Origin of the sequence: Jiella soli, assembly GCF_020615385.1 — a bacterium.
GTDB lineage: Bacteria > Pseudomonadota > Alphaproteobacteria > Rhizobiales > Rhizobiaceae > VKMB-3413.
Genome location: NZ_JAJAVB010000032.1, coordinates 107,988 through 126,897, shown reverse-complemented (window position 1 = coordinate 126,897; position 18,910 = coordinate 107,988). Strand labels below are relative to the sequence as shown.

Below are 18,910 nucleotides of genomic sequence, written 5' to 3'. Positions count from 1 at the left end.
CGAACCGGCCCGGCGGCATAGGCGCGCGGGCGACGATCAATGGCTGCGGTCGAGCCAGGCGTCGATCCGGTCCATGAGCGCCGCGCCCGCCACCTCGTCTTCCAGCTCCTCGACCACTTCCGCGACGAAGGCCTTGATCAGCAGCGCCCGTGCCTGCGGCTCGGGGATCCCGCGCGACATCAGGTAGAACAGATGGTCAGCATTGATCTCGCCGGCCGTCGCGCCGTGGCCGCACTGGACGTCGTCCGCGAAGATCTCGAGCTCCGGCTTTGCCGAGAAATCGCCCTCGTCCGACAGAAGCAGGGTATTGCAGGCCATCTTGGCGTCGGTCTTCTGGGCACCCTGGGAGACCTTGATCATGCCCTGGAAGACGCCGTGGCCGCCCGTCACCACGTTGCGGAATGTCTCCGTCGCCGTGGTGTTCGCATAGGTGTGGTTCAGCGTCGTCGTCACGTCGACATGCTGATCGTGCTCCAGAAGGTTCACGCCACGGATCTGGACGTCGCTGCCCTCACCGGCCGTCACCGTATGGACCTCGTAACGCACCAGCCCGCCGCCGGCATTCAGCAGGAACAAGCGGAAGGTGGCGTCGACACCGACGGACACGTTCAGCTGGCCGAGATGAGCCGCACCGGCATCCTTTTCCTGATCGACGATCCAGAGGACCTCCGCCCCGTCACCGACCGCAAGCTCGGCAATGCCCGTGGAGGGAGCCGGCGAGCCGCCGCCCTCGACGCGCTCGACGACCGTCGCCTTCGCGCCGGCGCCGACACCGACCCGGACATAGCTATGCGCCTGCCGGCCGACATCGCCGCGCAACTCGATCGGCGCGGCGAGTTCCGCGCCATCGGCGATAGAGATGTCCGAGGCCCGAGCACCGAAGGCGGCATTGACGACCCGTATCGTGTCGATCGGGCGATCGAGATGGTTCGGCGCGCTTCGCCAGTCGGCGAGATCCTCGGTCTCGGCGATCTTAACGCCGGTGGGAAGCGTGGCTGCAAGCGGCTGGCCGAGATCGACGATCGTCGAGCCGGAGATAAAGGGCGAAAGGACCGTGTCGCCGCCCGGCACTCCCTTGTCCGCGATGGCTTGGACGAGGCTCTCGTCCTTGCCGAGGCGCCGGCCCATCAAGGCCCGCAGATCGGTATAGTGCCAGGCCTCGATCCGCCGATGCGGCAGGCCCTCGCGGCGCAGCGCTTCGATCGCCGCGCGCCGGGCGTCTTCGTCGGTGCCGGTCGACGCAGCGAGATCGACCAGGGCGGTCTCGGCCGGCGTTCGGGGTCTGAGTTCGGTGACGCTCATGATCAGGCCGCCTCGCCGATGATCTGGCTGTAACCCTCGTTTTCCAGCTGCAGCGCAAGGTCCTTGTCGCCGGTCTTGATGATCCGGCCCTTGTAGAGGACGTGGACCGTATCCGGCACGATGTAGTCGAGCAGGCGCTGGTAGTGGGTGATGACGAGGAAGGACCGCTCGGGCGAACGCAGCGCGTTGACGCCGTCGGCGACGATCTTCAGCGCATCGATGTCGAGGCCTGAATCGGTCTCGTCCATGACGCAGAGCTTGGGCTCGAGCAGCGCCATCTGCAGGATCTCGGCGCGCTTCTTCTCGCCGCCGGAAAAGCCGACGTTCAGGGGGCGCTTGAGCATCGCCATGTCGATCTTCAGCTCGGCCGCGGAAGCCTTCACCCGCCGGATGAAGTCCGGCGTCGTCAGCTCGCCCTCGCCGCGCGCCTTGCGCTGGGCGTTGAGCGCCGTCTTCAGAAAGGTCATCGTGGCGACGCCGGGGATTTCCAGCGGGTACTGGAAGGCCAGGAACACGCCCATCGCGGCACGTTCGGCCGGGTCCAGTTCGAGGATCGACTCGCCGTTATAGAGGATGTCGCCCTCGGTCACCTCGTAGTCCTCGCGGCCGGCGAGGATGTAGGAGAGGGTCGACTTGCCGGAGCCGTTCGGCCCCATGATCGCGGCGACCTCGCCGTCCTTGACGGTCAGGTCGACGCCGCGGAGGATCTCGGTGCCTTCGTCGGCGACGCGGGCGTGCAGGTTCTTGATTTCGAGCATGGTTCTCGTTCGTCAGCGTGTGTTCATATCGGTGTCGTCGGCTTCGCGGAGTTCGGCGAGAAGCCGGTCGCGCTCGGCCTGAAGGGTTTCGATCTCGTCGGCGATGACCGAGTCCATGTCGCTTCCCTGCGCCATGGTCACCCGCTCCCGCGCCTGCTCGATCTCGTCCTCGATCCGGCGGAGCCGGGCTTTGAGGCCGTCGGCGGGGTCCGGCGTGGTCACCCCACAGAGCCTTCCAGCGAAATCCCGATCAGCTTCTGCGCTTCGACCGCGAACTCCATCGGCAGCTGCTGGATGACGTCCTTGACGAAGCCGTTGACGATCAGCGCCACGGCCTCTTCCTCCGGAATTCCGCGCTGCATGCAGTAGAACAGCTGGTCGTCGGAGATCTTCGACGTCGTCGCCTCGTGCTCGAACTGCGCGGTGGAATTCTTCGCCTCGATATAGGGCACGGTGTGCGCCCCGCACTCGTTGCCGATGAGCAGCGAGTCGCACTGGGTGAAGTTGCGCGCGTTCGTCGCCCGGCGATTGGCCGAGACCTGGCCGCGATAGGTATTGTTCGACCGGCCGGCGGAAATGCCCTTGGAAATGATCCGGCTCGTCGTGTTCTTGCCGAGGTGGATCATCTTGGTGCCGGAATCGATCTGCTGGCGCCCGTTCGACACCGCGATCGAATAGAACTCGCCGCGCGAATTGTCGCCCCGGAGGATGCAGGACGGGTACTTCCAGGTGATCGCCGAACCGGTCTCGACCTGAGTCCAGGAGATCCGAGAGTTCTTGCCACGGCAGTCGCCGCGCTTGGTGACGAAGTTGTAGATGCCGCCCTTGCCGTCCTTGTCGCCCGGGAACCAGTTCTGGACGGTCGAGTACTTGATCTCGGCATCGTCCAGCGTGACCAGTTCGACCACCGCCGCATGCAGCTGGTTCTCGTCGCGCTGCGGCGCCGTGCAGCCCTCGAGATAGGAGACGTAGGCGCCCTCGTCAGCGATGATCAGCGTGCGCTCGAACTGGCCGGTGTTCTTCTCGTTGATGCGGAAATAGGTCGACAGCTCCATCGGGCATCTAACGCCCTTCGGCACATAGACGAAGGAGCCGTCGGTGAAGACCGCCGAGTTCAGCGTCGCGTAGTAGTTGTCGGAGGTCGGGACCACGGAGCCGAGATACTTCCGCACGAGATCCGGATGCTCGCGGATCGCCTCGGAGATCGGCATGAAGATCACGCCGGCCTTCTGCAGCTCCTTCTTGAAGGTCGTGGCGACGGAGACCGAATCGAACACGGCGTCGACCGCCACGCGGCCGCTCGGCTGGGAGAGACGACCCTCGTCGTCCTCGCCGTCCTCGACCTGCGGCTTCACCACGCCGGCGAGGATCTCCTGCTCGCGCAGCGGGATGCCGAGCTTCTCGTAGGTCCTGAGAATCTCCGGATCGACCTCATCGAGCGACTTCGGCCCGGACATCGACTTCGGTGCCGCATAGTAGTGGATGTCCTGGAAGTCGATCTTGGGATAGTCGACGCGCGCCCAGTCCGGCTCTTCCATCGTCTTCCAGCGAGCGAAGGCCTCCAAGCGCCAGTCCAGCATCCACTGCGGCTCGCCCTTCTTGGCCGAGATCAGCCGGATGATGTCCTCGTTCAGCCCCTTCGGGGCGACGTCCATCTCGATCAGCGTCTCGAAACCATATTTGTACTGGTCGACGTCGATCTTGCGGACCTGATCGATGGTCTCTTGCACTGCAGGCATCAGAACTCTCCATACTCGCCGGATTCAAGGTCCGGTGGACGGGGGAAGGCCGGCACAAGGCGCCTTGCCCCGTGCCGCAAACATAGTGTCGGGGTGTCCGGCTTTTTAGTGCCGCGACACCGATACGCAAGCGCTCATGCCGCCCGCTCTTGCGCCGCAGCACGGAGCGCCCGTTCTGCAAGGCGCGCATAGGCCGAGACCAAGCGCTCAAGCTCGGCCTCGGTGGTCTCAGGCCCGAAGCTGACGCGAATCGCGCCGTCATCGGGCGAGACGGCAAGACCGCCCCGCGCCATCGCCTCGACGACATGGCTGCGCCCCACCTTGCCGGACGAGCAGGCCGAGCCGGCAGAGACGGCGATCCCTGCAAGGTCGAGCCCGATCTGCGCCGTCTCCGCCTTCAGGCCCGGCAGGGCGATCGCCACCGTGTTCGCGAGGCGCTCGGTTCCGCTGCCGAGGACGACAGCGCCCGGCACCGCCTCGCCCAGCATGCGTTCGAGCCCGGCACGCCTCGCTTTCATGAAGGCGGCTGCATCCGGACCGCTGGTGCGCAAGACATCCGCCGCAGCACCCAGGCTCGCAATCGCCGGCACGGCTTCCGTGCCGCCCCGGCGCCCCTTCTCCTGGCCGCCGCCACGGATCATCGCGAAGGGTCGCGTCCGTGGATCGGCGAGCACCAGCGCGCCGATCCCCTTGGCTGCGCCGAGCTTGTGCCCGGACAGGATCAGAGCGTCGGCTCCCATATCGGCGACATTCACAGGAAGGCGGCCCACCGCCTGGACGACATCGAGCACGAGCCGCACCGATGCCCCGGCGAGGATCGCCCGGATCGTCTCCAGATCCTGGACCACCCCGGTCTCGGAATTGGCAAGGCAGAGCGCCAGCAAGCCGGTCTCGCCCGACGAAATGGTCGAAGCCCAATCGGAGAGCGCGTCCAGCACGACCGCTCCATGCGCATCGACCGGCAGCCGCGTGACAGAATCCGGCGCGAACGCCCCGCCCTCGCGGATCGAGGCATGATCGGTATCGAGTACGGCGAGCCGCGTCAGGGCGATCGGCTGCCCGTCGATCAGCCATGAGGGGCTGAGCGATGTCGCGGCCGCCTCGGTGGCGCCGCTCGTGAAGAGGACGTTCTCCGCCGCAGCGCCGACCAGGCCCGCGACGGACCGGCGAGCGGACTCGACCAAGGCCCGAGCCGCCCGGCCTTCGCGATGGACCGAGGACGGGTTCGCGGCATCGAGGGCTGCGGCCAATGCCGTGCGCGCCTGCGGCAGCATCGGAGCGCTCGCATTGTGGTCGAGATAGAGGCGGGCCGTGTCGTCTCGCATCGGACTTTTGGCATTATCCTGGCCGGATGGCGCAAATTTCTTGAATTTTCGCCATCCAAGGGAATAAAAGACGCCCTCAGTCGGCGTCCTCAGTTTTGAATCGTTCTAAACTGGAACTTACGGGGCAAGTTTCGCTTCGTCAAGCGGCGCCCCACGCGCGATCCCAGCCGCACAGGATAGAGTATAATGCCCGAAGTGATCTTCAATGGCCCCGCGGGCCGCCTGGAAGGCCGATATCAGGCGGCCAAGGAGAAGAACGCACCCATCGCCATCGTCCTCCACCCGCATCCGCGTTTCGGCGGCACGATGAACAATCAGATCGTCTACCAGCTCTTCTACATGTTCGTGGAGCGGGGCTTCACCACGCTGCGCTTCAATTTTCGCGGTATCGGCCGCAGCCAGGGCGAGTTCGATCACGGTGCGGGGGAACTCTCCGACGCCGCCTCGGCGCTCGACTGGGTGCAGAGCCTCCATCCCGATTCCAAGCAGTGCTGGGTCGCCGGCTACTCCTTCGGCGCGTGGATCGGCATGCAGCTCCTGATGCGCCGCCCGGAGATCGAAGGCTTCTTCTCGATCGCGCCGCAGCCGAACTCCTACGACTTCTCCTTCCTCGCCCCTTGCCCGTCCTCGGGCCTGATCATCCATGGCGCGAAGGACCGGGTCGCGCCGCCGAAGGACGTCCAGACCCTGGTCGACAAGCTGAAGACCCAGAAGGGCATCGTCATCACCCAGAAGACGATGGAAGAGGCCAACCACTTCTTCACCGACCAGACCGACGTGCTGATCGGCGAGTGCGCCGACTATCTCGACCGGCGCCTGGCTGGCGAACTCTCCGATCCAAGGCCGAAGCGGCTGCGCTGAGCGGCTGCCGTTCGGCCTCCCTCCGGATTCTGCGCGCGATCGCCTGTATGATCCTCTTCCGGGGCGAACCGGCAAGACGCGGTGCCGCGAGCGGACAGAGGTCTCATGCAGCGCTTTGCGCGGCCGGCAGGGATATGAGGCCGCCTGTGACCGGCTTTCGGCAGCCGGTGGTCGTCGGATAGGTCAGCGGCAGGCCGGCGAGCGAGCGGACGGCGAGATAGGCCCAGGCCTCGGCCTCCATCGCGTCGCCGTCGAAACCTGCTTCCTCGGCGGCGACCACGGCGGCTCCGCCCGGCGCCTCGGCGCGAAGATCCGCCATGATGGCTGGATGGCGCCGGCCGCCGCCGCAAATGATCCACAGCTTCGGCCGCTCGGGGAAATGCTCCGCTGCCTTCAGGATCGCCCGAGCGCTGACGCGGCAGAGGGTGCGGGCGACGTCCTCAAGGCTTCCTGCTGCGCTCTCTGGAACCGAAAAGTCGAATTTATCGAGGGACTTCGGCAGCGGTCTTGAGAAAAAGGGCGAGCCCAGATAGTGGGCCGCCAGGTCCTCGATGATGCCGCCCTCGCTGGCGACGGCGCCGTTCTGATCGAAAGGAATGCCCGCCTCGCGCTGCAACCATTGGTCGAGCAGGGCATTGCCGGGCCCGGAATCGAACGCCACCGGATCATGCCTGCCGTCGACATAGGTGACGTTCGAAATACCGCCGATATTGACGAAGACGACCGGCAAGGCAGAGAGCGTCGGCGGGCGGTTGGCCGCAAGCGCCATGTGGTAGGCCGGCACGAGCGGCGCGCCCTGTCCGCCTTCCACCATGTCAGCCGCCCGCATGTCGGACACCACCGGACGGCCGAGCCTGTCGGCCAGGAGCCCACCGTCGCCGATCTGGACGGTCAGCGCCCGTTCCGGCCGGTGGAGGATCGTCTGGCCGTGGAAGCCGACGACATCGACGCTGGAAAGATCGATGCCGTAGTCGGACCCAAAGCGCCGTACCGCCTCCGCATGGCGTTCCGTGAGCGCCACCTCCAGGGCGGCAAGGTCGCCCGGCCGCTCGTCGCGGGCGGAGATTGCCTTGGCGGCCACCAGCGCATTCGCCAGACGATCGCGAAAGGCCGCGTCATAGGCATAGACCCTGGCCGGGCCGCGCCGGACGATCGTTTCGCCATCCGTGTCGAGAAGAGCGACGTCGATGCCGTCGAGGGAGGTGCCGCTCATCAGCCCGATCGCGCGCTTGATTTGGCTCTGGCTCAAAATACCGGCTCCCGGCTGGAAAAATGGATCAATGCTGCTAAACCCCGGCGACCGTGCGCAGCACGTCTCTCTCTCGCGCATGAGGATCAAGAATCATGGCCGGCTTCAAGTCCGATTTCCTCGCCGTTCTCAGTCAACGCGGCTTCATCCACCAGACGTCGGACGACGCTGGTCTGGACGATCTCTTCCGGACGCAGACCGTGACCGGCTATATTGGCTTCGATCCGACGGCCAGGAGCCTGCATGTCGGCTCGCTGATGCAGATCATGATGCTGCACTGGATGCAGCAGACCGGCCACCAGCCGATCGCGCTGATGGGCGGCGGCACCGGCATGATCGGCGACCCGTCCTTCAAGGACGAGGCGCGCAAGCTGCAGACCGAGGAGACGATCGCGGAGAACCTTGCGGGAATCCGGCAGGCCTTTGAGAACTACCTCACCTTCGGCGACGGGCCGCAGGACGCGATGATGGTCAACAATGCCGACTGGCTGCTCGGACTGGAATATGTGCCGTTCCTGCGCGACGTCGGACGGCACTTTTCGGTCAACCGCATGCTCTCCTTCGATTCGGTGAAGCTCAGGCTCGACCGGGAGCAGTCGCTGTCCTTCCTCGAATTCAACTACATGATCCTGCAGGCCTACGACTTCGTCGAACTCTACAAGCGGACCGGCTGCCGGCTGCAGATGGGCGGCTCGGACCAGTGGGGCAACATCGTCAACGGCATCGATCTCGGCCGGCGCATGGAGGGCGTCGAACTCTTCGCGCTGACCTCGCCGCTCCTGACAACCTCGTCGGGCGCCAAGATGGGCAAGACCGCCTCCGGCGCGATCTGGCTGAACTCCGAGATGCTGAGCCCGTACGATTTCTGGCAGTATTGGCGCAACACCGAGGACGCCGATGTCGGGCGCTTCCTGAAGCTCTACACGATCTTGCCGATGGATGAGATCGCGCGGCTCGAAGCGCTCGGCGGAGCCGAGATCAACGAGGCGAAGAAGGTTCTGGCAAGCGAGGCGACGGCGTTGCTCCACGGCCGAGCGGCCGCCGAGGAAGCGGCCGAGACCGCCCGCAAGACCTTCGAGGAAGGAGCGCTGGCCGAGACGCTGCCGACGGTCGAGGTTCCGGCGGCGGATCTGGAACCGGGCATCGGGCTGCTCGCGCTCCTCGTGTCGGCCGGCCTTGCCGGCTCGAATGGCGAGGCGCGCCGGCATGTGAAGGGCGGCGCCGTGCGCGTCAACGACGAACCGGTCGCCGACGAGCGCATGTCGATCGACCGCGAGAAGCTGAAGGACGGCGTCGTCAAACTGTCGGTCGGACGCAAGAAGCACGTTCTCGTGCGCCCGGCGGGCTGAGCCCCGCATCCGGCATCTTCCGGCGGGGCCTTATTCGAAGATCCGCCGGAAGATTCCCGGCGCGATCAGCGACACAGGGTTGACGGTCAGCGTCGGGTCGGTGAACGCGCCGCGCAGACGGTAGGTGATACCGATCAGGCCGCCCTCGCCACCATTGCCGAGGATGCCGCCGACGAAGGGCAGCGCGCCGAACAGCCGGTTGATCCGGTAGGCCGGCATGAACGAGCCGGAGACGTCGATCTGCCCGGCGGGACTGTAGAGCAGCCCCTCGAAGGAGGAGCCGAAGACGGGGCCCCGCAGGATGCCGTCGTCGACCGAGAGCCGCCCGTCCTTCCAGGCGAGCGAGGCATGCGCCGTGTCGAAATAGGCGTTCCTCACCTTGACGTCGTCGCCGATCGCGGCTGCGAGGGTATTGCGGTCGGAGCGCGTGGTCCCGACGAGGCTGGCAAGCCGCGGCTCGTCATTGAGGCTGAAACGGCTGAGGACCACCGGCCCGCGATAGCCGCGCCTGGCCGATCCCTGGAGGGCGACCCGCAGCTGCCCGCCGGACATGCGGTCGTAAAGGCCGGCGAAGCGCAACAAGCGGCCCGCATCTTCCGTCGAGACGTTGATCCCACCCGCCTCCCCCGGAGCACCCAACGAGGCTCTGATCCGCCGTCCGTCGCCGGTTTTCGCCGTGATCGAAGCGGAGGGTGCGCCGCCGCCGCCGCTGAAGGCGATCTCGGCGTCCGTCAGCACCTCGTCGTTGAAACCGACCAGTCGGTCTGCCTCCACCGACACGGTAATCCGGTCATTCGACCTGTCGCCACCGGATCCGAGATCTCCGGCGCCCGAGCGCAGCTTGGCGAGGAGCGGGCGGACATCGACGCTGCCGCCGGACACGGCAATTGCGGTTCCATCGGCACCGCGCTCGATCCGCGCCGCGAGGCGGTCGCCGCGATTGAAGGCGAGCTTGTCGAGGACGAGGCTTTTCAGACCGGAGGCATCGATCTCGCCCCGGCCGCTCGCGGAGAATCCCTCGCCGGACAAGGACGCGTTGCGGATCGAGCGGACGGAGCCGTCTCCGACGACGTCCAGCGCCAGCGTTGCGGCGACGCCGGGCCCTTTCTTCCAGCCGATGGCGGGCAGGCGGAGTTGCGATGCGGTCAGATCGCCGACGATGTGGAAACCGTCGTCGATGCGGGTTGCGGTGACCTTGGCCGGCCCGACCACGAAATGCGCGAGCTCCGGCGACAGCGCCGCGAGATCGCGGTCGTGCAAGGTCGCCTCGACCGTCAGCGCCCCGGGATCCCCGCCTTTCGGCAAGATCGGCTGCGAGAAGGAGATCCGCGCGTCGATGCCTTCGATCTTGCCGTCGAGTTCGCCCATGGCGTTGCCCGGCGCCGCCATGACCATGCCGGTCAGATCGCTCAGCCGGCGGCCGGAGACAGGCTTGCCGAGGTCGACATTGCGGAAGTCGGCGACGACCGACCAATTCTCGAGATCTCCTTGCAGATCGGTGTCGACGGAGGTCGGCTCACCGCCGATTGGATCGGGGCTGGACGAAGGAAGATGGACGGCGAGACCGAGACCGATCTTCGCCGTGCCCGCGACATCCGCCTTGCTCCATCGCTCCCCGCCGAACCCACCGACCGGCGCGCGCTGGGCTAGCTCGGCAATGTCGCCGGCGTCTCCGGACAGGTTGAGGTTCATGGAGACGTCGACGCCCGGACGCTCGCCGTGCTTGAAGTCGATGGTGGAAGGCAGGACCGTCAGCGTCGGCAGGCCGGCGAGTGCGGCCGCGTCGAACGATATGGCGACGTGGCTGCCGAGTGCCTCGATCCGGCCATCGGCGCTCTCGACGTCCGGCATCCCGTCCAGCGTTGCAAAGTCGAGATCCTGGACCTCGGCCGTGAAACGCACTTCGTCGTCCGTCGGTTGGGCGTCCGGCAGGCAGATCGCTTCGAGCCGGCTGCGGGTGATGTCCATGTCGAGGCTGGCCTGCCGGACCGCACCCACCGGCGCCGCATGCTCCAACATCCAGGCACGCGCATCCTCGGCGACGAAGAAGGGCCAGAAGGCGATCACATCCGCCCCGTCGAGGTCGCTCCCCTTCAGATGCAGCCGGACGCGATCCTCGGATCCAAGACCGCTCGCGCTGGCCCATCCGGTGATTGCCCCGCCACCCACGCTCGCGCGGATATCGGGAATGGCGATTTCACCCGCTGCGAAATCGGCCGAGCCGGAAATGGTGACGGAACCGTCGCGCGCCGGTGTTTCGGCGGGCAGGCCGACGGCCGACGTCACCGAGACGGTTTTGAAGATGAAGGGGTGGCGGCCGCCCGGGTCGGGCAGAAGCGCGAGCTGACCCGTGAACGTCGCCCGCGCCTTCCCGAAGTCGACCTCCCCGGCGTCGATGAGAAGATCGCGGCCCGTCTCGGCGAGACCGACACGAACCGAGGCGGCGCGAAGGGGGATCTCGCCCACCCCGTCCACCGTCGCCGCGCCCGCGGTGATCGTCGCACCCAGCCGGCGTTGCGGTGCCTGCGCTTGAAGAGCGACATCGACCGTAAGCGGACCGTCATATCCGCTTTCCGTCGGAAAATTTGTCGTCTCGGCTCGGTCCACCACCGCCGAAGCCTGGAATGTCGAAAGGCGCGCGCCGGACGCATCCAGCCGTGCCGAGCCGTCCAGCACGATCGCACGACCTTGGGCGACGGCCTGGGCGGAGAAGGCGAATCCGCCGCCGATCTTCTGCGTCATCTCGGCTCTCTCGAGCACGATCGCGGATCCGTCTCCCGATGAGCGAACGTTATCGACCTGAACGCTTCGCAGCTGCAGGCCGGACAATTCGGAAAAGCCGGTATCGAGCGCGGCGAAGATCGCTTTCGGTGACAGGTCTTCACTTGCGGCAGGCAGCGCCGCCAGGAGCGCCGGATCGACCGTCACATCGGTGATTCCCAGTCTCTGAAGCCGCAGGCTGCCGGTGGCGAGGTCCACCAGACTGACACCCGCCTCCACGAGGCCGGCGCGGATGATCGGTCGTTGCGCCCCGGATTCGGCGATCGTGACCTCCGAGAACGCGACGCCGGGATCGCCGCTCGAATCGATGACGAAGCGCTGGGATCCAAGCTCCACGTCGTAGCGGCCGCCGAGCATGGCGGCGAGGACCGATTCGGTCTGCTCGCGCAGGAGATCCTGCCCCGCCGTCGTCGAGACGATCGCCGCGGCGACGCCGAACAGAAGGACGAGGATCGAAAAGACGAGAGCAATCGCGCCGGTGACGAACCGGACGGACCGCCTCATGTCGCAGCCATCCATTCCGACCAGACCGCCCTTTGCCACGGCGACACGGGCAGCGCTATCGCGCGCCGGGATCGTCGGCTATGAGGGGGCGGCTCGGTCGGGGCAGGCATCGCTTTTCTATCTCTGCTCCGATCGGGCTCGGCCGTCAGCAATGGTTCCTGCCAGCGTTCGCGCAGGTCCATTCCGGCCGGCTTTGCGACATCCTCCTCCTTCCGATTGTTTTTGCCGAAAGGATGACACCATGGCGATTTCCTCGGGACAAACCTGCCCGGACTTCAATCTGCCGGACGATCATGGCGACATGGTCACGTCGGCGGACCTGAAGGGCAAGCCTTTCATCCTCTATTTCTACCCCAAGGACGATACGTCCGGTTGCACGCGCGAAGCTGTCGAATTCAGCGGCCTGAAGGCGGAATTCGACGCGATCGGCGTGCCGGTCCTGGGGGTTTCTCCCGATCCGGTGGCAAAGCACGGCAAGTTCCGTGACAAGCACGACCTGACCGTCCGCCTGCTGTCGGACGAGGACAAGAGTCTGATCGGAGCCTTCGGTGTCTGGGTCGAAAAGTCCATGTACGGCAGGAAATACATGGGCGTAGATCGAACCACGGCCCTCATCGGCGGCGACGGGGTCGTCGCCAGGATCTGGGAGAAGGTGAAGGTTCCCGGCCATGCCGAAGAGGTGCTTTCGGCCGCCCGGGCGCTCGCCGGGTCGCAATGATCGAGACTGACGGACAGCGGGTGCCGTCGACGCTTCGCGAGGCCGCGCTTGCTGCTCTTGCCGCCAGCGATCTCGACATGAAGGTCGACCGCACGAACCTTGCCTGCCGAATGTGGTTCGGCCGGCGGCTCGGCCTCTACGGTGCCGCCGACCCGGCCCATCCCGGGCGGCCGGGAAGACCCTCCGAACCCGTCCTCGTCTCGCCGCGGACGGTGAAGCGGCGATCGGTGCATACGCTGGAGGGGCGCATCGCGCTCATCCACGCCCTCGCCCATATCGAGCTCAACGCGATCGATCTGGCGCTCGACATCGTCGCGCGCTTTGCGCCGGAGCGCGTCCCGCGTTCCTTCTTCGACGGCTGGATGACGGTGGCGCTCGAAGAGGCCAAGCATTTCCGGCTCCTGTCGCGGCGTCTCGAGTCGCTCGGCTCGCATTACGGCGCCCTGCCCGCCCATGACGGGCTGTGGCAGGCGGTCGAGGAAACGGCCCACGATCTCGGCGCCCGCCTCGCCGTCGTGCCGCTCATTCTCGAGGCGCGCGGTCTCGACGTGACGCCGTCGCTGGTCGAAAAGCTCGAAGCGGTCGGCGACGAGGAAACCGCCGACATCCTGCGAATCATCTATCGTGACGAGAAGAAGCACGTCGCCATCGGCGCGAAATGGTTCCGCTTCCTGTGCGCCCGCGAGCGCCGAAATCCCGCGGAACGTTTCCGGGAACTGGTGCGGGCGAGCTTCCGCGGCGAGATCAAGGCGCCGTTCAACGATCGGGCGCGCGCCGAAGCCGGACTGACGCCCACCTTCTATCGCGCCCTCTCGCCCCGTTCGAGCTGAGGCCACCGGCGCTCGGAGGCCGTCCTTTCGGCGGGCAGGAAAGGAAACGTTAACCCTAACGCTCTCTAATCCGGCCCGAGGAAGGACCTCCGAAAGCGATCTGGTTGATGCCGGCGATCAAGCATTCCCGCACCTTTGGCGAGCGCAGGCCGCCGCACACGATCATCATCGCCCGCGGCGACCACGTCCGCCATTTCACCATCGCCCCTAGCCGCCTTGTCGCGGCCGGGGTCCTCGCCGCCACCCTCACCCTCTCCTTGATCGCCGGTCCCGGCTGGTACTGGCTTGACGGAAGCACCGGCGCCGCCTCGGAGAGCACCTCCCGCCGCGAGCGCGACTACGAGACCCGGATCGCCATGCTGCGGGCCCAGCTCGACACGGCGACGAGCCGCCAGTTCCTTGCGCAGAAGATGGTCGAGACCAAGGTGGATGTCCTGCTCGGCCAGCAGGAAGAACTCGCCGCGCGTTACGACAAGCTCGCGCCTTTGCTCGAGCGGGCGAAGGCGGGCGGCCTCGTCGCGGAGGCGGTCCCGATCCCGACGCCGAAGCCCGACTTTTCGACCGAGATGGCCGCCGAGGCCGGCGCCGCCTCCGATTCGCTCCTCGCCGAGGACAGGGGCGCCGCGCCGGCCCCCCCGCCTGCGCCGATGCCGCCGGACCTCGCGCGCGCGCGCCTTCGCGGCGCCGATACCCCCGCGGGCCCCGCTGTGGAAAACCATGCGGAGCTTCGGGCGGATGACCACGGGGTCTCCGACGAGGCCCTGCACCGCATCGGCCGCGCCATCGATCGCGCCGAACTTCGGCAGGTTCGAAATCTGCAGTCCCTTGCCGCGAGCGCCCGCACCCGAACCGTGAAGATCGCGTCTGCCCTGAAGGCTGCGGGGATCGCGGTTCCCGAGGGTTCGCAGGCCTCCGCCGCCGGCGGCCCGTTCGAGCCGGCCACCCACAGGTCCGCCTTCGAGCAGTCCTATGCGGAGGTCGACGAGGCTCTCACGCAGTTGCAGAAGGTGCGCTCCGTCGCAGCGACGCTGCCGCTGGCAGAACCGATGGCCGGGGGAGTTATCTCAAGCACCTTCGGCGTCCGCCCGGACCCTTTTCTCGGCCGTCCGGCCATGCACACCGGCATCGACTATGCTGAGCCGGAAGGAACCATGGTCCGCGCGACCGCTCCGGGGATCGTGACGCGCGCCGGACCGGCCGGCGGCTACGGCAATATGGTCGAGATCGATCATGGCGACGGCGTCTCGTCGCGCTACGGTCATATGTCTCGGATCGATGTGTCCGTCGGCGAAAAGCTCGTCCGGAACCAGACGATCGGCGCCGTCGGCAGTACCGGGCGCAGCACCGGGCCGCATCTCCACTACGAGGTGCGCCGTAACGAAGAGCCGGTCGACCCCGAGAGCTTCTATCGCATCGGCCGGCGGATCGCCGCGATCGACTGAGCGAGAGGCGCGGCGCTGCCTGAGACGCTACCTCCGACCGAAGGCGCCGCGCCCGGCCCTGGAGCCCTTGGCTCAGAAAGATCCGCGTCACCATCGCAAAGCCGCCGGGCGCGACGGGATGCGTCGCGCCCGGCGGTCTCGATCAGTCGATATCCTCGACGCTTGTCTCGCCGCCATGGACCCGATGCGCCAGCGCCGCTTCCATGAACTCGTCGAGACTGCCGTCGAGCACCTCCTGCGGGCTGGTGCTCTCGATCCCGGTCCGCAGATCCTTCACCAGCTGATAGGGCTGGAGAACGTAGGAACGGATCTGGTGTCCCCAGCCGATGTCGCTCTTCGACGCGGCTTCAGCGCTCGCCGCCTCCTCCCGCTTTTCGAGCTCGGCTTCGTAGAGCCGCGCCTTCAGCATGTTCCAGGCGGTCGCCCGGTTCTTGTGCTGGGAGCGCTCCTGCTGGCAGGCGACCACGATGCCGGTCGGCATGTGCGTGATCCGCACCGCCGAATCGGTCGTATTGACGTGCTGCCCGCCGGCGCCGGAGGACCGGTAGGTGTCGATCCGGCAGTCGGACTCGTTCACCTGGATGTCGATCGTATCGTCGACCACCGGATAGACCCAGACCGACGCGAAGGACGTATGCCGCCGCGCCTGACTGTCATAGGGCGAAATCCGCACCAGCCGGTGCACGCCGGATTCGGTCTTCGCCCAGCCATAGGCATTGTGGCCCTTGATCAAGAGCGTCGCCGACTTGATGCCCGCCTCTTCGCCTGAATGCTCCTCCAGCACCTCGACCTTGAAGCTCGCACGCTCGGCCCAGCGCATGTACATCCGCTCCAGCATCGCAGCCCAGTCCTGGCTCTCTGTGCCGCCAGCTCCCGAATGGACTTCGAGATAGGTGTCGTTGGAATCGGCCTCGCCGGACAGCAGCGTCTCGATCTGCCGCTTCTGCGCGTCAGAGCGGACCGCGCGGATCGCCTTCTCGGCTTCCGCAACGATCTCCGTGTCGCCCTCCTCCTCGCCCATGGCGATGAGGTCGACGGAATCGGCGAGCGTCTGCTCAAGACCCTTGATAGCACCGATGGATTCTTCCAGCTGCTGGCGCTCACGCATCAGCTTCTGGCCTTCCATCGGGTCGTTCCAGATCGACGGATCCTCCGCCTTCTGGTTCAGCTGGTCGAGGCGTTTGAGGGCGCGATCCCAGTCAAAGATGCCTCCTCAGCAGGCTTATGGCCTGCTTGGATTCGTCGACGATCGTCTCGATCTCGGCACGCATGCCGCAATCTCCCATGTGGTCCAGCGTCCGGCGAATGGCCGATGTCGCCGGGTTTTCGGTGTCACGACGGTCCGGCGGAGCGCCGGTTCCGGATCGTGATCGATGGACGGCCTTGTCCGCCGACGCATCAAAAAGCGAGGGGCGGGTCTAGCCCCGCCCCGCCGACCCCGTCAAGGATGGAACGCCGGAGAGCCAAGAGCGGGATGGGATCCGACCCGATTGCGATCCCGCTCTATCTCTCCCTTTTCGCATGATCTCGTCGGAAAATCGGTTCCCACTTTTCCGGATCAGGCTCTAGAACAGGCCGCCCGCCCCTTGCGTGATTGCCTGCTCGGCCTGCTGCGACACCGTGCCCGAGCCCGGCGCCTGGGCGATGTCGTCGGCACCGATCACCGAATAGGTATCCGCCGGGCCGGTGCCGGGCTTGAAGGCCTCGGTGATGATGTCCGGGCCGGAGCCGTTCGCGCTCATGCCGGTCTTGCGGTTCACGGCGATGAGCTCCATGCCCTCCGGGACCTTGAAGTCGACGGCCGGCTTGCCCTTCAGCGCGTCCTTCATGAAGTCGACGAAGACCGGCGCCGAGGTGTTGCCGCCGACGACGCCGCGGCCGAGAGGCTTGGGATTGTCGTAACCGATGAAGACGCCGCAGACGAGGTTGGGCGTGAAGCCGACGAACCAGACGTCCTTCTCGTCGTTCGTCGTACCGGTCTTGCCGGCGATCGGCACGCCGAGCTGCTTGACGGCGGTCGCGGTGCCGCGCTGGACTACGCCCTCCATCATCGAGGTGATCTGATAGGCGGTCATCGGATCGAGCACCTGGTCGCGCTCGTCGACGAGCGTCGGCTCGCCCTGACCGTTATAGTCCGATGCGTTGCAATCCGAGCAGGTCCGCTGGTCGTGCTTGTAGATCGTCCGGCCGTAGCGGTCCTGGATGCGGTCGATCAGTGTCGGCTCGAGCGACTGTCCATGATTGGCTATGATCGCATAGGCCGAGACCAGCCGCAGCACGGTGGTCTCGCCCGCGCCGAGCGCCATCGGCAGGTAGGGCTTCAGGTGGTCGTAGATGCCGAAGCGCTCCGCATATTGCGCGATGAGATCCATGCCCATGTCGTGGGCGAGGCGGACGGTCATCTGGTTGCGGCTCTGCTCGATGCCGCGCCGCAGCGTCGACGCGCCCGCGCTTCCCTCATTGCCGTAGTTGGACGGGGACCAGGTGCCGCCATTGCCGTCGGGGAACGAGATGGGCGCGTCCATGATCACCGAGGCCGGCGTGTAGCCGTTGTCGAGCGCGGTGGCGTAGACGAACGGCTTGAACGAGGAGCCCGGCTGCCGATAGGCCTGGGTCGCCCGGTTGAACTCCGACTGGCCATAGGAAAAGCCGCCGACCATGGCGCGTACGCGGCCCGTCTCCGGCTCCATCGCCACGAGCGCGCCCTGCACCTTCGGCGGCTGGCGCAGCCGGTAGCCCTCGCCCTCCTCCTTCGCCTCGACATAGACGACGTCGCCGCGCGAAACGACGTCGGCGGCCGAGCGCACGGTGCCCGAGCGCTCCTTGGTGTTCAGGCGGAACGCCCACTTCATGTCATCGCGGGAGATCGTCCCGATCTCCCGCTCGGCGCTCCGCGCGCCGGAAACCTCGAGTTTGGGCTGAAGGCCGATCCGGAGCTGGTCGGATTCCGCCGACAGGACCACCGCGAGCCGCCATTCCGGCACGTCGGAAAGGGCTTCGATCTTGCCGAGCGCCGTGCCCCAGTCGCTGCCGATGTCGATGTGGTCGACCGGCCCGCGGAAGCCGCGCGCCTCGTCATATTTGATCAGCCCGTGCTGCAGCGCCCGGCGGGCTTCCTTCTGCATGGCCGGGTCGAGCGTCGTGCGCACGGTAAGGCCGGCCTCGTAGAGCCCGTCCACGCCGGAACGCTGGATGATCTCGCGACGCACGTCCTCGGTGAAATATTCCGAGGAGGCGAGATAGGTGCCGGACGGGCGCGGATTGACGTCGAGCGGCTTCTGCTCGGCGTCCTGCGCCTCTTCCCGGGTGATGAAGCCGTTCTGGGCCATCTGGTCGATCACCCAGTTGCGGCGCTGGATCGCCTTGTCGGCGTCGCGGAACGGGTTGTAGTTCTCCGGCGCCTTGGGCAGCGCGGCCAGATACGCGGCCTCCGCGATCGTCAACTCGTTCACGGACTTGTCGAAATAGGCGAGCGAGGCGGCGGCGAGACCGTAGGAGCCCATGCCGAGATAGATTTCGTTGAGATAGAGTTCGAGGATCTTGTCCTTCGAATAGGCCTGCTCGATCCTCAGCGACAGGATCGCTTCCTTGATCTTTCGGTCGAGCGTCCGCTCGTTGGTCAGAAGGAAGTTCTTCGCCACCTGCTGGGTGATCGTCGACGCACCCTGCATGTGGCCGCCCTTGGCCAGCACGAGAAGCGCGCGGCCGATACCCTCGATATCGATGCCGGGGTGCGTATAGAAGTTCTTGTCCTCGGCCGACAGGAAGGCATTCTTGACGAGGTTCGGGATCGCCTGGATCGGCAGGAAGAGCCGGCGCTGACGCGCATATTCGGCCATCAGCTGGCCGTCCGAGGCGTAGAACCTGGTCGTCACCGGTGGCTCATAGTTGGCCAGCACCTGATAGTCCGGCAGGCCCGCGGCGGTCTTCTCGACGTACCAGGCGACGCCGCCCGCCACGATAACGAAGAAGACGGCGCCGATTCCGAAGAAGTAGCCGAGCAATCTGATCATCGAAACTCCGTCCGGAAGGCGCTCCACGCGCCTGTCCGG

Annotated in this window: 14 protein-coding genes; 5 read left to right on the top strand and 9 right to left on the bottom strand. The window is 66.4% G+C overall.

The window, feature by feature from the left end; translation table 11 throughout:
* Positions 1 to 36: 36 nt before the first annotated feature.
* The 5 genes from sufD to LH400_RS20745 all read right to left on the bottom strand — a co-directional run bounded on the left by sufD (position 37) and on the right by LH400_RS20745 (position 5,124).
* The gene (gene sufD / locus LH400_RS20765; protein ID WP_229155208.1) at positions 37 to 1,302 is read right to left on the bottom strand and encodes a Fe-S cluster assembly protein SufD; all 1,266 of its coding nucleotides are present in this window, start codon (positions 1,300 to 1,302) and stop codon (positions 37 to 39) included.
* A gap of 2 nt (positions 1,303 to 1,304) precedes the next feature.
* Entirely contained in the window at positions 1,305 to 2,060 is a 756-nt protein-coding gene (sufC, locus tag LH400_RS20760) for a Fe-S cluster assembly ATPase SufC (RefSeq protein WP_229155206.1), read from the bottom strand.
* Positions 2,061 to 2,072: 12 nt separating this feature from the next.
* Positions 2,073 to 2,282, bottom strand: coding sequence for a hypothetical protein (locus tag LH400_RS20755; protein ID WP_229155205.1), 210 nt, complete (start codon positions 2,280 to 2,282; stop codon positions 2,073 to 2,075).
* Positions 2,279 to 3,799, bottom strand: coding sequence for a Fe-S cluster assembly protein SufB (gene sufB, locus LH400_RS20750; RefSeq protein WP_229155203.1), 1,521 nt, complete (start codon positions 3,797 to 3,799; stop codon positions 2,279 to 2,281). Before sufB ends, LH400_RS20755 begins: the two co-directional genes overlap by 4 nt.
* A gap of 134 nt (positions 3,800 to 3,933) precedes the next feature.
* On the bottom strand, positions 3,934 to 5,124 hold the full coding sequence (locus LH400_RS20745; RefSeq protein WP_229155201.1) for a cysteine desulfurase family protein: 1,191 nt from the start codon (positions 5,122 to 5,124) through the stop codon (positions 3,934 to 3,936).
* Between the two features lie 186 nt (positions 5,125 to 5,310).
* On the opposite strand from LH400_RS20745, the gene LH400_RS20740 reads away from it, so the two are divergent.
* Entirely contained in the window at positions 5,311 to 5,985 is a 675-nt protein-coding gene (locus LH400_RS20740) for an alpha/beta hydrolase (protein ID WP_229155199.1), read from the top strand.
* Positions 5,986 to 6,088: 103 nt separating this feature from the next.
* Here LH400_RS20740 and LH400_RS20735 read toward each other — a convergent pair whose 3' ends face one another.
* Positions 6,089 to 7,237 carry an anhydro-N-acetylmuramic acid kinase gene (locus LH400_RS20735; protein WP_370638450.1) on the bottom strand — a complete coding sequence of 383 codons (1,149 nt, stop codon included), beginning with the start codon at positions 7,235 to 7,237 and terminating at the stop codon, positions 6,089 to 6,091.
* Positions 7,238 to 7,329: 92 nt separating this feature from the next.
* Here LH400_RS20735 and tyrS point away from each other — a divergent pair, with 92 nt between their 5' ends.
* Positions 7,330 to 8,583 (top strand): tyrosine--tRNA ligase, encoded by a 1,254-nt coding sequence (gene tyrS / locus LH400_RS20730; RefSeq protein ID WP_229155197.1) that lies wholly within the window; start codon positions 7,330 to 7,332, stop codon positions 8,581 to 8,583.
* A 30-nt stretch (positions 8,584 to 8,613) separates the two neighbouring features.
* On the opposite strand, the gene LH400_RS20725 is transcribed toward tyrS, so the two are convergent.
* A complete protein-coding gene (locus LH400_RS20725; protein ID WP_229155196.1) occupies positions 8,614 to 11,868 on the bottom strand; it encodes a hypothetical protein in 3,255 nt (1,084 codons plus the stop codon).
* Between the two features lie 241 nt (positions 11,869 to 12,109).
* On the opposite strand from LH400_RS20725, the gene LH400_RS20720 reads away from it, so the two are divergent.
* From LH400_RS20720 to LH400_RS20710, 3 genes are all read left to right on the top strand, one after another.
* Positions 12,110 to 12,586: a peroxiredoxin gene (locus LH400_RS20720; RefSeq protein WP_229155195.1), complete on the top strand. Its 477-nt coding sequence runs from the start codon at positions 12,110 to 12,112 to the stop codon at positions 12,584 to 12,586.
* Positions 12,583 to 13,416 (top strand): ferritin-like domain-containing protein, encoded by an 834-nt coding sequence (locus LH400_RS20715; protein ID WP_229155194.1) that lies wholly within the window; start codon positions 12,583 to 12,585, stop codon positions 13,414 to 13,416. Before LH400_RS20720 ends, LH400_RS20715 begins: the two co-directional genes overlap by 4 nt.
* Before the next feature lie 107 nt (positions 13,417 to 13,523).
* Complete coding sequence (locus LH400_RS20710; RefSeq protein WP_229155193.1) at positions 13,524 to 14,858, top strand: M23 family metallopeptidase; 1,335 nt, start codon at positions 13,524 to 13,526, stop codon at positions 14,856 to 14,858.
* Between the two features lie 142 nt (positions 14,859 to 15,000).
* On the opposite strand, the gene prfB is transcribed toward LH400_RS20710, so the two are convergent.
* Positions 15,001 to 16,129, bottom strand: a protein-coding gene (gene prfB / locus LH400_RS20705) for a peptide chain release factor 2 (RefSeq protein ID WP_229155192.1) whose coding sequence is annotated in 2 segments (ribosomal slippage) — positions 15,001 to 16,059 and positions 16,061 to 16,129 — 1,128 coding nt in all. Because the reading frame shifts where the segments join, the coding sequence is not laid out codon by codon here.
* A gap of 294 nt (positions 16,130 to 16,423) precedes the next feature.
* Positions 16,424 to 18,871, bottom strand: a complete 2,448-nt coding sequence (locus LH400_RS20700) for a penicillin-binding protein 1A (RefSeq protein ID WP_229155191.1) — start codon at positions 18,869 to 18,871, stop codon at positions 16,424 to 16,426.
* Positions 18,872 to 18,910 lie beyond the last annotated feature (39 nt).

Excerpts from the sequence above, each read along its gene's own strand:
- LH400_RS20710 (WP_229155193.1), top strand. The coding sequence starts at position 13,524 with ATGCCGGCGATCAAGCATTCCCGCACCTTTGGCGAGCGCAGGCCGCCG.
- tyrS (WP_229155197.1), top strand. The coding sequence starts at position 7,330 with ATGGCCGGCTTCAAGTCCGATTTCCTCGCCGTTCTCAGTCAACGCGGC.
- LH400_RS20715 (WP_229155194.1), top strand. The coding sequence starts at position 12,583 with ATGATCGAGACTGACGGACAGCGGGTGCCGTCGACGCTTCGCGAGGCC.
- LH400_RS20725 (WP_229155196.1), bottom strand. The coding sequence starts at position 11,868 with ATGAGGCGGTCCGTCCGGTTCGTCACCGGCGCGATTGCTCTCGTCTTT.
- LH400_RS20720 (WP_229155195.1), top strand. The coding sequence starts at position 12,110 with ATGGCGATTTCCTCGGGACAAACCTGCCCGGACTTCAATCTGCCGGAC.
- LH400_RS20700 (WP_229155191.1), bottom strand. The coding sequence starts at position 18,871 with ATGATCAGATTGCTCGGCTACTTCTTCGGAATCGGCGCCGTCTTCTTC.
- sufC (WP_229155206.1), bottom strand. The coding sequence starts at position 2,060 with ATGCTCGAAATCAAGAACCTGCACGCCCGCGTCGCCGACGAAGGCACC.
- LH400_RS20740 (WP_229155199.1), top strand. The coding sequence starts at position 5,311 with ATGCCCGAAGTGATCTTCAATGGCCCCGCGGGCCGCCTGGAAGGCCGA.
- sufD (WP_229155208.1), bottom strand. The coding sequence starts at position 1,302 with ATGAGCGTCACCGAACTCAGACCCCGAACGCCGGCCGAGACCGCCCTG.
- LH400_RS20745 (WP_229155201.1), bottom strand. The coding sequence starts at position 5,124 with ATGCGAGACGACACGGCCCGCCTCTATCTCGACCACAATGCGAGCGCT.
- sufB (WP_229155203.1), bottom strand. The coding sequence starts at position 3,799 with ATGCCTGCAGTGCAAGAGACCATCGATCAGGTCCGCAAGATCGACGTC.